The organism is Sphingomonas sp., assembly GCF_036387595.1.
In the GTDB taxonomy this organism is placed as follows: domain Bacteria; phylum Pseudomonadota; class Alphaproteobacteria; order Sphingomonadales; family Sphingomonadaceae; genus Sphingomonas.
In genome coordinates this window covers 1-12,745 of sequence record NZ_DASVTL010000078.1, presented here as the reverse complement: position 1 = coordinate 12,745, position 12,745 = coordinate 1, and the positions used below count along the sequence as shown (strand labels likewise).

Sequence of the window (12,745 nt, the reverse complement as noted above, 5' to 3'; positions counted from 1 at the left end):
AGATCGCGATGAGCATCTGGGCGGAGTTCGGGCGTGCGGCGTGTTTCGCGCTGATGATCGCGCCCTTGGCGGCCGGAGCGCAGGCTTCCGCCGTCGCCCCCGGCCTTGCGGATCGGATGACGGGGGATCTGTCCCCCGTCCACGACCCCGCCATGATAAAGGACGGCGATACCTATTACGTCTTCAGCACGAGTCAGGCGAACGAGCCGCCTGGGCTGATCCATGTCCGCACGTCCAAGGACATGGTGACCTGGACGCGCGCGGGTGCGGTATTCCGCGCGATCCCGGACTGGGCGAAGCGCGAGGTTCCGGGCACGAAGGGCGTCTGGGCGCCCGACATCAGCTTCTCGAACGGCCAGTACCGGCTGTATTACTCGATCTCCACGTTCGGCAGCAATCATTCGGCGATCGGGCTCGCGACGACTCCGACGCTCGATCCCGCCAAGCCGGGCTTTGGCTGGACCGATCAGGGGCCTGTGATAGTTTCCAGCCGGAGGAACGACTTCAACGCGATCGATCCGGCGGCTTTTACGGACCGGGACGGCAAGCAATGGCTCGCGTTCGGCAGCTTCTGGACGGGGCTGAAGCTGATTCGTCTCGATCCGGCGACCGGCAAGCGTCTTGCGGGTGACGACACCGTCCACCCGCTCGCCCGCCGCGCCCGCCCCGGTGCGGTCGAGGCGCCCTCGCTGCTTGAACATGGCGGCTATTACTACCTCTTTGCCGCGCACGATTTCTGCTGCCGGGGGGCGGCCAGTACGTATTATACCGTTGTCGGTCGAGCGAAGGCCGTAACCGGTCCGTATGTCGATTATGACGGCAAGCCGTTGATGGACGGGTCCGGTCAGGTCTTGCTGCACGCGCAGATCGACAAATCCGGTCGGTGGAAAGGGCCGGGGGGTGGCTCGGTCTTGCGGGATGGCGCGCGCGATTACTTCGTCTACCACGCCTATGACGCCAAGAACAAAGGCGTGCCCACCTTGCGTATCGCGCCGCTCGGCTGGACCGCGGACGGCTGGCCGGTCGCGCGGCAGTGACCGGCGCGCGGCTGATCCTACCCTCTTCCCTGGAGACTGTGATGTCCGCCACCTATTCGCGCCGTGCGGTAACCGCCGGCCTCGCTACGTTGCCGTTCGCAGGCGCACTCGCCGCCCGAACTGCGTCATCGGCGCCGATGCCCAGCAACCCGCTCGTACGCCAGCGTGCCGACGCGCAGGTGTTTCGACATAGTGACGGCTTCTATTATCTGACTGGATCGGTGCCCGAATACGATCGCCTGGTGCTGCGCCGGTCGCGCACGCTGGCTGGCCTGGCGACCGCGCCGGAGGCGGTTCTCTGGCGGCATCTGTCCAGCGGGCCGCTGTCGGGCTTCATCTGGGCGCCCGAATTGCATTTGATCGATGGACGCTGGATCATGTATTTCGCGGCCGGACCCAGCGGCGGCGGCGAGGACGTGTTCCGCATCCGCACCTATGCGGTCGTGTGCGACGGTGCGGATCCGATGACCGGCAAATGGTCGCTGCTCGGCCAGTTGCAGACGCCGTGGGACACGTTCAACCTCGATTCCACCAGCTTCGTGCATCGCGGCAAGCGCTATCTGTGCTGGGCGCAGCGTGAACCGGGCATCGAGACGAATTCCAACCTTTATCTGGCGCCGCTGGCGACCCCACTGACATTGGCGGCCAAGCCGGTGCGGCTGTCGGTGCCGACGCTGGACTGGGAGATACAGGGGTTCAAGGTGAATGAGGCGCCCGCCCTGCTGGAACGGAACGGACGGTTGTTCATGACCTATTCGGCGAGCGCGACCGATTCGCGCTATTGCCTGGGGCTGCTCACCTGCGATGCGGGTGCCGACATCATGGCGGCATCGTCGTGGACGAAATCGCCGGTTCCGGTGTTCACCACATCGGCCGAAACCAAGGTTTTCGGTCCGGGCCACAACAGCTTCACCGTGGACGAGGCGGGGCGCGACGTGATGATCTATCACGGCCGCGATTATGACAAGATAACGGGCGATCCGTTGTTCGATCCAAACCGCCACACCCGCGTACAGCGCCTGTATTATGGCGCGGACGGCACACCCGATTTCGGCATTCCGGTGGGTAACGGCCCGGTCCCCGACCGGCTCTCACCGCTCGGGAGCCCGGCGAGCTACGTCGCTCTCGTCGGCGACTCCCTGCGAATCGCGCGGGGGCCGATCGCCGCAACGCAGTTCCGCGCGATGCCCGGGTCGGGCGGTACGATCGCGCTCCAGCCGATCACCCGGCCCGATGTATGTGTCTCGGCTCAACCGGGGGCGCCGCTGAGCCTGACCGTTGCGGGGAGGGCAAGCGCTTTCCACCGAGTTGCCGGGCTTGGAGGCGCCGGTGTTTCGTTCCGATCGGCTGTTCACCCGGCCGCGTATCTCCGGGTAGTGGGGGACGGCCTCGCCCTGGGACCGGCACGCACCCCCGCCGATCGCCGCGCTGCGACTTTCCTCCTGACCTGACGCGCAGTGCCCGGTTGACACCGGGCCGCGTTCGAAGGATCGGCGGCGGGTCGACCAGGTTGCGGTCGCCTCCGGCCAGGAGTTGAAGAGTGACCACCCCGCCCATCGCCTCGGAAGGCGATTTCGCGCACCGCTATTGGCGCACGCAGACCAAAGCGGCGGGGCTGACCCACAGCATGACCAACGGACCCGACAGCAGCGACTTCCGGCTGCTTGCCGATCTGCTGCCGACGCCGTGCTGGATCGCGAACGGGGACGGCTACATCGTCTGGTACAACCGGCGGTGGCACGATTATTGTGGCACGACGCCCGAGCAGTTGGAGGGCTGGGGTTGGCAGGCCGTGCATGACCCGGCGATGCTGCCGGTGGTCATGGAGCGCTGGACCGCGTCGGTGGCGACCGGCGCATCGTTCGAGATGGTCTTTCCGCTGCTGGGGGCCGACGGCGTGTTCCGGCCATTCCTCACCCGCGTCCATCCGGTGTTTGGCGACGGCGGCGCGGTCATCCGCTGGCTGGGCGTCAACACCGAGATGTCCGCGCAGGCTGCGGCGGAAGAGTCCTTACGCATCGATCGGGATCGCAGCCGCGATGTGCTGGAGAACATGGCCGAGGGCTTCGTCCTGCTCGATCGCAACTTCCGCGTGCTCGACATCAATGCTGAGGGCATGAGGCTGGAGACGCGTCCGCGCGCGGCGATCATCGGGCTTACGCACTGGGAGGCGTGGCCTGGTACGCAGACCAGCGAACTCGGGGCATTCTACCGGCGCGTCATGCAGACCGGTGAGCGCGGCGAGATCGAACACCATTACGTTTGGCCAGATGGACGCAGAGCGTGGATGGAAGTGCGCGCTTTTCCATCGGGTGAGGGACTGGCGCTGTTCTACCGCGACGTGACGGATCGCCGCCTCGGTGATGCGCGGCTGCGCGAGAGTGAGGAACATTATCGCAATGCGGTCGAACTCAATCCGCAGACGGTGTGGACATCGCCGCCGGACGGTCAGCTCGATCGCGTCGGCCGGCGGTGGTTCGAATGGACCGGCACCAGCGGGTTGGGCGGTACCTGGGGCGAGGCCATTCATCCCGACGATCTCCAGCGTTCGATCGACGCCTGGGTGCATTCGACGACGACCGGCAAACCCTATGACATCGAACATCGGGTGCGCATGCGCGACGGCGGCCATCGCTGGATGCATTCGCGTGCGTATCCCGACCGCGACGATGCCGGTGCCATCATCAAATGGTACGGCACGACCCAGGATGTGCAGGATCAAAAGGACGCGCTCGCCGAACTGGCGCGGAGCCAGGCGCGCTTCCGTACCGTCGCCGAGACGATGCCGGGATTCGTCTGGACGGCCGACGCAGCGGGGCTGCTCGATTATACCAGTCCCAATTGGCACGCATATTCGGGCAGTTCGCCCGATGACAGCAATGGCGAGGGCTGGGCCGCATACGTTCATCCCGACGACCAGGGAAATGCTTTCGGGCGGTGGGCACTCTCCGTCACATCCGGAGAGCCGTATGAAGTAGAATTTCGGCTGCGCCGCGCGGACGGGCAATATCGTTGGTGGCTGGCGCGTGCCCGGCGCAGCGGGGACGGCGCAGAAGCGACCTGGATCGGCACGTGCACCGATCTGGACGACATCATCGCCGCGCGAGAGACGCTGGCGCTGGCGCGTGACGACCTCCAGCGCGCGGTCGAGGCACGGACGCAGGAGCGCGACCGCATCTGGCGCCTTAGTCCCGATCTGCTGATGACTGCCACGCTCGACGGTCGCATCCTGTCGCTGAATCCGGCCTGGGCCGACGCTTTGGGCCATGACGAGCGGACCTTGCTGGAGACGCCATTCCTGACGTTCGTCCACCAAGATCATCAAGCCGACACGGTTGCCGCGGGCGTGCTGATGCGGAGCGGCATTACCGTGCGCAACCAGAACCGGGTGCGCACGGCAGACGGGAATTGGCGCTGGTTCGACTGGGTCAGCACGCCGGTCGACGACATCTTCTACGCGGTCGGGCGCGATATTTCCGACAGCAAGGCGCGCGATGCCGAATTGGAACGCACCCAGGAAACGCTGCGGCAGAGCCAGAAAATGGAAGCGGTCGGCCAGCTTACCGGCGGCATCGCCCACGATTTCAACAATATGCTAGCGGTCGTCATCGGGTCTCTCGATCTGCTTGGACGGCGGCTGGGCACTGCGGACGCGCGCGCCATCCGCTATGTCGAGGCTGCGGCGGAAGGGGCGCGGCGTGCCGCGACGCTCACCCAGCGGCTACTCGCGTTTTCGCGTCAGCAGCCGCTCCAGCCGCGAACCGTCGACGCCAACCGATTGGTCGCGACGATGTCCGATATTCTGCGCCGCGCGCTGGGCAGCGACGTGCGACTGGAAACGGTGCTCGCGGGCGGCTTGTGGCGGACGCATGTCGACCCTAACCAGCTCGAAAACGTCATCCTGAACCTGGGCGTCAACGCGCGCGATGCCATGCCCCATGGTGGGCGGCTGACCATCGAGACTCAGAACGGCCACCTCGATACGCTCTACGTAGCCGAGCATCTCGGCGTCCCTGCGGGGCAATATGTCGTGATCGCGGTGACCGATACGGGCAGCGGCATGCCGCCCGAGGTGATCGCCAAGGCATTCGACCCGTTCTTCACTACTAAGCCCGTGGGCAAGGGCACCGGACTCGGCCTGAGTCAGGTCTATGGCTTCGTCAAGCAATCGGGCGGGCACGTTAAGATTTATTCCGAACCGGGTGAGGGCACGACCGTCAAGATCTACCTGCCGCGCATTGCGGTCGAGGACGTACCGGCAGGCGACCCGGTGACACCCGCAGTCGTACCGCTTGGTTATCGCGACGAGGTGGTGCTGGTAGTCGAAGACGAACCGGCAGTCCGCCAGTTGAGCGTCGATGCGCTCAACGAACTGGGCTACCGCGTGCTTCAGGCCGATGGTGCGGCGGCGGCGTTGCAGATGCTCGCCGCGCATCCCGAGATCGTGTTGCTGTTCACCGACATCGTCATGCCCGACGTCAACGGCGCCAAGCTGGCGGAGGAAGCGCGCCGGCGCCGTCCGGGGCTGAAGGTGCTGTTCACCACCGGCTACACGCGCAACGCGGTCGTCCACAACGGCGTGGTCGATCAGGGTGTGGAATTGATCGGCAAGCCCTTTGGCATCGAGGAGCTTGCCGCCAAGGTGCGCCAGGTGATCGACGCGCCGGTGTAGACTCCTCAGGCGTCTTCCGTCGCTGGCGCGTCCTGGCCGGTACGGCCCAGTTCCTCCGCGAACCACCGGCAGGTCTGCTCCAGCCCATCCTCGATCGGCACGACGGGCGCCCAGCCGAGACGGTCGCGCGCGCGCGAGATGTCCGGCCGGCGGCGGCGGGGATCGTCCTGCGGCAGGGGGCGATAGACGACGCGATTCCCCCTGCCGGTCATCGCGATCACCCGTTCGGCCAGTTCCCGGACGGTCAATTCCGTCGGATTGCCCAGGTTCACGGGTTCGCTGCCGTCGATGTCGGATTCCATCAGGCGGATCAGCGCCTCCACCATGTCGGAGACGTAGCAGAAGCTGCGCGTCTGGCTGCCGTCGCCGTAAAGTGTGATGTCCTGGCCCGACAGCGCCTGACAGATCAGATTCGACACGACGCGGCCATCGTCGCACTGCATTTGCGGGCCATAGGTGTTGAAGATGCGTGCGACGCGCACCTCGGCACGGTTCATCCGGACATAGTCGAACGCCAGCGCTTCGGCGGCGCGTTTGCCCTCGTCATAGCAGGCGCGCGGCCCGGTGCAGCTCACCCAGCCGCGATAATCCTCCACCTGCGGGTGGATCTCGGGATCACCATAGACTTCGCTGGTCGAGGTCAGCAGGAAGCGTGCGCCTGCACGCTCGGCGAGGCGAAGGAGGTGGTTGGTGCCGACGACGTTGGTCAGCATCGTATGTTCGGGATCGGCCTGATATTGTGGCGGCGACGCTGCGCAGGCCAGATTGTAGACGCGGGTGATCCGGTGCGTCTCGCGCGTCACCGCTTCGGGTAGCGGCGAGACGATGTCGCCTTCGACGAAGGTGAAGCCGGGTCGTCCTTCGAGCAGCCGCAGGTTGGATGGACGCGCGGTCTGGAGGTTGTCCAGGCACATCACGGCATTTCCCTCCCGCAGCAGCCGATCGCACAGGTGCGAGCCGATGAAGCCGGCGCCGCCAGCGACCAGGATAAGGGAAGGTTCGGATCGGGCCATGATCGTCTCTCCTCGGCCGCGCGTCATGCGGCGGTCGTCATCGTCAGGGGGTTGGCGGAGGTCTTCGCCTCGTTGAAATAGGTTTCGAGCTGCCCCGCCCGGATTGCGGCGGTGTGTTCTGCCAGCACACGGGTCTGTGCCTGGCGGCCGATCGTGCCGGCATCGGTTCGCGCCAGCGCCGCGATGACATCGGCGGTGCCGGTCGCCAGGATGATCTCACTGCCGGGTGCGAAGATCGCGTCGAGGCCTTCCCAAATGTCGGACACGATCGGCGTCGCGCAGGCGGCCGCCTCGAACAGCCGCACCGATGGTGACCAGCCGGCCGCGATCATGTCGGCGCGGGTGACGTTGAGCGTAAAGCGCGAGGCGGAATAGAAAGCGGCATGCTCCGCAGGCGGCAGATGCTCGATCCGTTCGACATTGGGGGGCCAGGCGATGCCGGCGGGATATTGCGGCCCCGCCACGACGAAGCGCCGGTCGGGCAGCGCGCGTGCGGGCGCGATCAGCAGCCGTTCCAGCGCCGGTTGGCGATCGGGGCTGTAGGTGCCGAGATAGGACAGATCCCAGCGCGTCTCCCCGCCGAGCGGACGGTAGAGCATCGGATCGACCGAGCAATAGAGCGCGCGGGCCGCCGGCGAGGCGTAGCGGCGTTCGAGCAGATCGAGCGTCGGGCCGCCGGTGAAGGAGAGATACAGGTCGTAGCCGGGGATCACCTCCGGACTGAGATATTCGAAGTCGCCGCGCGCCAGCTTGGCCAGCGTGACCGGTGTGTCGATGTCGTAGAAGGCGGTGGTGCCGCCGGCGGTCTGCTGGACGAAATGCGCGACCGCGACGCCTTCGGGCACGTAGGAGCCGACGATCACCGCATCGGCCTCCGCGATCTCGGGCGTGAAGCGCGCCAGGTCGTCGAGGTCGTCGTAGAAGCACAAGCGGCAGAAATCGGGGTCGGCGAGGTCGCGCTGGTCGCGATACCAGGCGACGTCGCGTTCGAGGAACACGATGTCGTGCCCGCGCGCCGCATAGGCGCTCAGCAATGCGCGGAAGGTGGTCGCGTGGCCGTTCCCCCAGGAGGAGGACAGGCTCAGCCCGAGGACGACGAGCCTCATGCCGCCTTCCGCACCCGTGCGGCATGGGCGCGGAACAGCGCATCGACCTGCGCGCCGCGCAACGCATAGGTGTGTTCGGCCAGCACGCGGGCGAGTGCCGCTTCGCCGATCGAACGCGCGCGTTCCGGAGTGAGCGCGGCCATGTGCTCGGCCACGTCCTGGCCATCGCGCGCGACCAGCACTTCGGTGTCGGGTTTGAGGAACTGCTCGATGCCCTCCCAGGCGTCGGTGATGACGCAGGCGGCGGCGCCCGAGGCCTCGAACACGCGGGTGGCGGGCGAGAAGCCGATATGCGCCATCGAATCGCGCGCGACGTTCAGCACGGCTTTGGGCGTGCAGTTGAAGGCATTGTGCTCGGCGGTGTAGACGTGGCCGCGGTGGCGGACGTTGGCGGGCATCGCCTTCGTCTCCCAGCCGTTGCCGCCGATCAGGAAGGACCGGTCGCCGAGTGTCGCTGCGGGGTGCAGGAAGAACTCTTCCACGCGAGCCTCGCGGTCGGGCAGGCGGTTGCCCAGGAAGGCGAGGTCGCAGGCGAAGCGATCGTCGGGCGCTACGGGGAAGTGGGTGGTCGGATCGAGCGCGTTGTAGACCGGTTCGCACAAGGTCGCGCCGAAGCCGCGATACGCGTCGATCACCGGTGGCCCGCCGCCATAGGTGAGGACCATGTCGAGATCGGGCAGGGCGCCGAGCACGGGATGCGACGGATCGGCGCGCATCTCGTCGAGCGTCGCGGCCGCGTCCACATCCCAGAAGATCTTGAGTGCGTGGGGTGCGGCGCGTGCGATCGCGCCTTCGAGCAGTTCCTTGTCGAACACGCCGACGCCGTTCGCCTTGACGACGATATCGGCGCGCGCCGCATCCGAGAGCACTTCGTGCATCGCGGCTTCGGTCGCCGGATAGACGACGACGCGCGCCCATTCGGGCGGGTCGATGTCGCGGTGAAGCTGGCGGTCGAAGGCGTCGGGTTCGTAGAAGGTTATGTCGTAGCCGCGCCCCGCCAGATCGCGGAGGATGCCGCGGTAGTAGGTGGCGGCGCCGTTCCAATAGGAGGACAGCAGGCTCGAGCCGTAGAAGGCGATCTTCATGCGGCATCCTTTCTTTTGGGCGCGGTCAGCGATGCGGCGATCGCGAGCAGTTCGGCGGCGCGGTGGGCGCAGGTGTGCCGGGCGCGGATCGTCTCCAAGCCGGCGGCGGACAGCGATGCGCGCAGCGTTGTATCTTCTCTAACATCGCGCATATGAGCCATCATCGCGGCGCCGTCGGCGGCGAGTAGATAGTCCCGATTCGGCCGGAATAACTGCTCGGAATCGTCCCATGGCGCCGACACCAGCGGGATGCCGCAGGCAAGTGCCTCGAACATGCGGATCGTCGGGATGCCGGGGAGGATCGTCGCATAATAACGGCGCGGCACATGGACGGTGGCGAGGTGGCGGGCGAAGATGGCGGGGGCGGTGGCGTTGGGTGCCCAGCCGCGATAGCGGGCATTGTGGGCGGCGAGCATCGCCTTGGCTTCATCCGGGTAGCGCACGCCGTAGATGTCGAGCGGCAGGCCGACCGCCTGCGCGGGGGCGAAGAGGAAACGTTCGAGTTCAGCGGTGCGCTCCCCGTCGCCCCAATTGCCGATCCAGACGAGGCCCTCGCGCGTCCCCTCCACGTGCGGCGGGTGGAACAGCCGGGTGTCGGCGGCCTCGTGCCAGGTCCACACGCGGTCGCGCCAGCCCCAGCCGCGGTAGACTTCGGACAGGGTCTCGCCGAACGCGAGCACGCCGTCATAGGCCGACAGGTCATAAGCCTGCATCGCGGCGGGCTCGCTGACCGCGCGGTGGTGGGTATCGTGGAACAACAGCTGGAACCGCCCGCCGCGCGCGCGCAGGCGACCCACTTCGGCGACCAGCGCGGGGTCGTTCCATTCGTGGACGATGACCAGATCGGCGCCGTCGACCAGCGCCTCGGCCGCGGGCACGCCATCATAGGTGACCGGCGCCAGTTCGGGATAGGCTTGGCGGAAGGGCGCGAGACCCGCCTCGCCGCGATCGGCGAGCAGGTTCGTCAGGCTCCAATTGCCCGCCGGTTCGCACGCCCGCACGTCATGCCCCAGTGCGATCAGTTCGCGCAGCACGCCGCGAAGGAAATGCGCATTGCCGTGATTCCAGCACGACAGCAGAGAATGAGTGAAATAGACGATTTTCACGTCGCCGTCCCTCGGGTGACGACCGGCGTCATGCCGCCACCTTGCGCGACGATCCCGGCGCGGCGTCCCCGGCCAGGCAGCCATAGATCGACGCCATCGCTCCGGCCATCGCCGCCGGGGTGTAACGCTGCGCCCGGATGCGCGCCGCCTCGCCCAGGTTCGCGCGGAGTTCTTGATCGCCGACAACCCGCTCGATCGCGGCGGCATAGGCGGAATCGTCCTGCTCCTCGACGATCAGTGCCGCACCGGTCCACAACTCGCGGAACGTGTCGATCCCCGACAGGACCAGCGGGCATCCGGCCTGCGCCGCCTCCAGCACCGCCAGCCCGAACGGTTCGAAGCGCGTCGCCGAGACGAAGACGGGGCGCCCGGACAGTTCGCGGGCCATCGCACCGGCGCTCAGATGGCCGAGATGATGCAGATGCGGGAGCGGCAGGCGCTCGCCATGCGGCCCTTCCTCGCGTCCCGCCGCGCGCAGCGGCACGCTCAGCCGTGCCGCGGCGCGATCGAGCAGCGCCATTGCCTTGACCTCGTCCCACAGACGCCCCGCGGTGAAGGCATGCGCGACCGGTGCCGCATCGACCGCGATCGGGGGTAGCGTCAACGGCACGCGGCCGTTGTGGACGACGAGCGGCACCACCGTCAGCGCGTGATAGCGTGCGACCGTTTCGGCATAGCTTTCGCTGGGCGCGACCACGGCGTCAGCCGCGACAAGGCCGTCGCGGACCAGCGCATCCTGCCACGCATAGGCGGGGTCGGGGCGGGTGCCGCGGGCGGCCTCCCACCAGGTGCCGACACAACCGTGGACGACCGCGACGACGGGCATGGCAAAGCGCGCGCGCGCGCCGAGCGAAGGCATGTTGAGCTGGACGAGATCGACCGCCTCGCGCGCCGCCAGCGCCGCCACGTGCTCGCCCGCGGCAAGCACCGGTGCCGCATCCGCGCACAGCCAGTCGAGCGGAAGGCCGGTTTCGATCAGCTTCAGACCGGGGATGCGAAGCGCGTCGCGCCGCTGCGCGGGCGTGGGTGCGGGGCCGAGCAGCGCTAGCACGGTGTCGATGCCGAGCGGCTGGAGGGCGGCGGCGAGATCGGTGGCATATTGCCAGACCCCGCCGATCGCATCGGCGGTCATCAGCAGCCGCATCACGCGACCGCCCCGGCGCGCGCGGTTGCGGGGATCGGCAGATTGCGCCGCCGCTCGCCCGCCAGCCAGCGTGCGAGTTCGGCCACGCCGTGGCGCCAATCGACCTTGGGCGCGAGGCCGAGTGCGGCTTCGGCGGCGCGGGTGTCGGCGACGAAATAGCGCTGGTCGCCCGCGCGCCAGTCCGCATAGGTCACGTCGACCTCCCGCCCCGTCAGTTCGCCGATATGGCCGAGCAACTGGCGCAGGCTGACCGCATTGGCGGGGCCGCCGCCGAGGTTGAACGCCCGGCCCCGAACCGCGTCGATCCGCTGCCATGCCCGGACATAGGCATCGACCGCGTTCGACACGTCGAGGATGTCGCGGACCTGGTGGCCGTCGCCGTAGAGCGTGATCGGCTTGCCTTCGAGCGCACGGATCAGGAAATGCGCGACCCAGCCCTGATCCTCGGTGCCCATCTGGCGATGGCCGTAGATGCAGCTCATCCGCAGCACCGCGGCCGGCACGCCGAAGCTGCGCGCGTAATCGAGGACATATTGGTCGGCGGCGCCCTTCGAACAGCCATAAGGGGTGTGGAAATCGAGCGGGCGCGCCTCGCCGATGCCGTGCGCGCGGACGTTCGCGTCGGCGGGGACATAAGCGTCGCCTTCGAGATCGAAGGACAGATCGGCCAGGTCGCCATAGACCTTGTTGGTCGAGGCGAAGATCAGCGGGGTGCCGTCGCCGCGGCGGCGCAGCGCCTCCAGCAGGTGCAGCGTGCCGGCGATGTTGATCGCGAAATCGGCCACCGGATCGACCATGCTGGTCGTCACCGCGACCTGCGCGGCGAGGTGGAACACCGCCTTGGCGTCCGCAGCGGCGGCGGCGAGCGTGGGTTCGTCGCGGATATCGGCGTGGACGAAGTCGATGCGCGCGCCGTGGTTCGCCTGGAGCCAGGCGAGATTGCGCTCGGTGCCGGGGCGGGAGAGCGCGTCGTAGACGCGGACGTCGTGGCCTTCGCCGGCGAGGCGGTCGGCGAGGTTGGAACCGATGAAGCCGGCGCCGCCGGTGATGAGGATGGGCTTGGTCATCTTTTCCTCCCCAAGCTATGCTTGGGGAGGACTGTGCGTGGCCCCCTCACGCCACCAGCCCCCGCGCTTCCAGTTCGGCGCGCATCTGTTCGACCTTGTCGGTCGCGGTCTGTTCGCCGACCCATTCCGCAAGCGCCGCCAGCCCTTCGCCGAAATCCTGCGCGGCGCGGAAATCGAGGGTGGCGGCGGCGAGCGTCGTGTCGCAGAAACAGTGGCGGATGTCACCGATCCGCGCCTTGCCGACGATGATCGGGGCGAGATCGTTCTTGCCCATCGCACGCGCCAATTCGGTCGCGACCTCGGTCACCGAGCGATCATGCCCGGAGCCGATGTTGAAGGTGCCGCCCACCGCCTGGGGAAGCGTCAGCGCGTCCGCAAACGCGCGCGCGACGTCGCTGACATGCACGAAATCGCGGCGCTGCTCGCCATCCTCGAAGATCATCGGCTGCTGGCCGTTGAGCAGCCGCGACGCGAAGATCGCGAGCACGCCGGTATAGGGGTTCGAGAGCGCCTGA

Annotated in this window: 10 protein-coding genes; 3 read left to right on the top strand and 7 right to left on the bottom strand. The window is 67.5% G+C overall.

Going from position 1 to position 12,745, the window contains the following annotated elements; translation table 11 throughout:
* The first annotated feature begins 8 nt into the window (after positions 1–8).
* From VF643_RS07945 to VF643_RS07935, 3 genes are all read left to right on the top strand, one after another.
* Positions 9–1,037 carry an arabinan endo-1,5-alpha-L-arabinosidase gene (locus tag VF643_RS07945; protein WP_331042847.1) on the top strand — a complete coding sequence of 343 codons (1,029 nt, stop codon included), beginning with the start codon at positions 9–11 and terminating at the stop codon, positions 1,035–1,037.
* A 41-nt stretch (positions 1,038–1,078) separates the two neighbouring features.
* The gene (locus tag VF643_RS07940; RefSeq protein WP_331042846.1) at positions 1,079–2,488 is read left to right on the top strand and encodes a glycoside hydrolase family 43 protein; all 1,410 of its coding nucleotides are present in this window, start codon (positions 1,079–1,081) and stop codon (positions 2,486–2,488) included.
* Between the two features lie 89 nt (positions 2,489–2,577).
* A complete protein-coding gene (locus VF643_RS07935; RefSeq protein WP_331042845.1) occupies positions 2,578–5,709 on the top strand; it encodes a hybrid sensor histidine kinase/response regulator in 3,132 nt (1,043 codons plus the stop codon).
* A 5-nt stretch (positions 5,710–5,714) separates the two neighbouring features.
* On the opposite strand, the gene VF643_RS07930 is transcribed toward VF643_RS07935, so the two are convergent.
* From VF643_RS07930 to VF643_RS07900, 7 genes are all read right to left on the bottom strand, one after another.
* Positions 5,715–6,722, bottom strand: coding sequence for a UDP-glucuronic acid decarboxylase family protein (locus tag VF643_RS07930; RefSeq protein WP_331042844.1), 1,008 nt, complete (start codon positions 6,720–6,722; stop codon positions 5,715–5,717).
* 23 nt (positions 6,723–6,745) lie between these two features.
* Complete coding sequence (locus VF643_RS07925) at positions 6,746–7,828, bottom strand: CgeB family protein (RefSeq protein ID WP_331042843.1); 1,083 nt, start codon at positions 7,826–7,828, stop codon at positions 6,746–6,748.
* Positions 7,825–8,913, bottom strand: a complete 1,089-nt coding sequence (locus VF643_RS07920; protein ID WP_331042842.1) for a CgeB family protein — start codon at positions 8,911–8,913, stop codon at positions 7,825–7,827. The genes VF643_RS07925 and VF643_RS07920 overlap by 4 nt, the downstream gene beginning before the upstream one ends.
* Positions 8,910–10,019 carry a CgeB family protein gene (locus tag VF643_RS07915; RefSeq protein WP_331042841.1) on the bottom strand — a complete coding sequence of 370 codons (1,110 nt, stop codon included), beginning with the start codon at positions 10,017–10,019 and terminating at the stop codon, positions 8,910–8,912. Before VF643_RS07915 ends, VF643_RS07920 begins: the two co-directional genes overlap by 4 nt.
* 28 nt (positions 10,020–10,047) lie before the next feature.
* Positions 10,048–11,163 (bottom strand): glycosyltransferase family 4 protein, encoded by a 1,116-nt coding sequence (locus VF643_RS07910; RefSeq protein ID WP_331042840.1) that lies wholly within the window; start codon positions 11,161–11,163, stop codon positions 10,048–10,050.
* The gene (locus VF643_RS07905; RefSeq protein WP_331042839.1) at positions 11,163–12,230 is read right to left on the bottom strand and encodes an SDR family NAD(P)-dependent oxidoreductase; all 1,068 of its coding nucleotides are present in this window, start codon (positions 12,228–12,230) and stop codon (positions 11,163–11,165) included. The genes VF643_RS07910 and VF643_RS07905 overlap by 1 nt, the downstream gene beginning before the upstream one ends.
* 46 nt (positions 12,231–12,276) lie before the next feature.
* A partial coding sequence (locus VF643_RS07900; RefSeq protein ID WP_331042838.1) for an NAD-dependent epimerase/dehydratase family protein occupies positions 12,277–12,745 on the bottom strand: 469 nt, incomplete at its 5' end.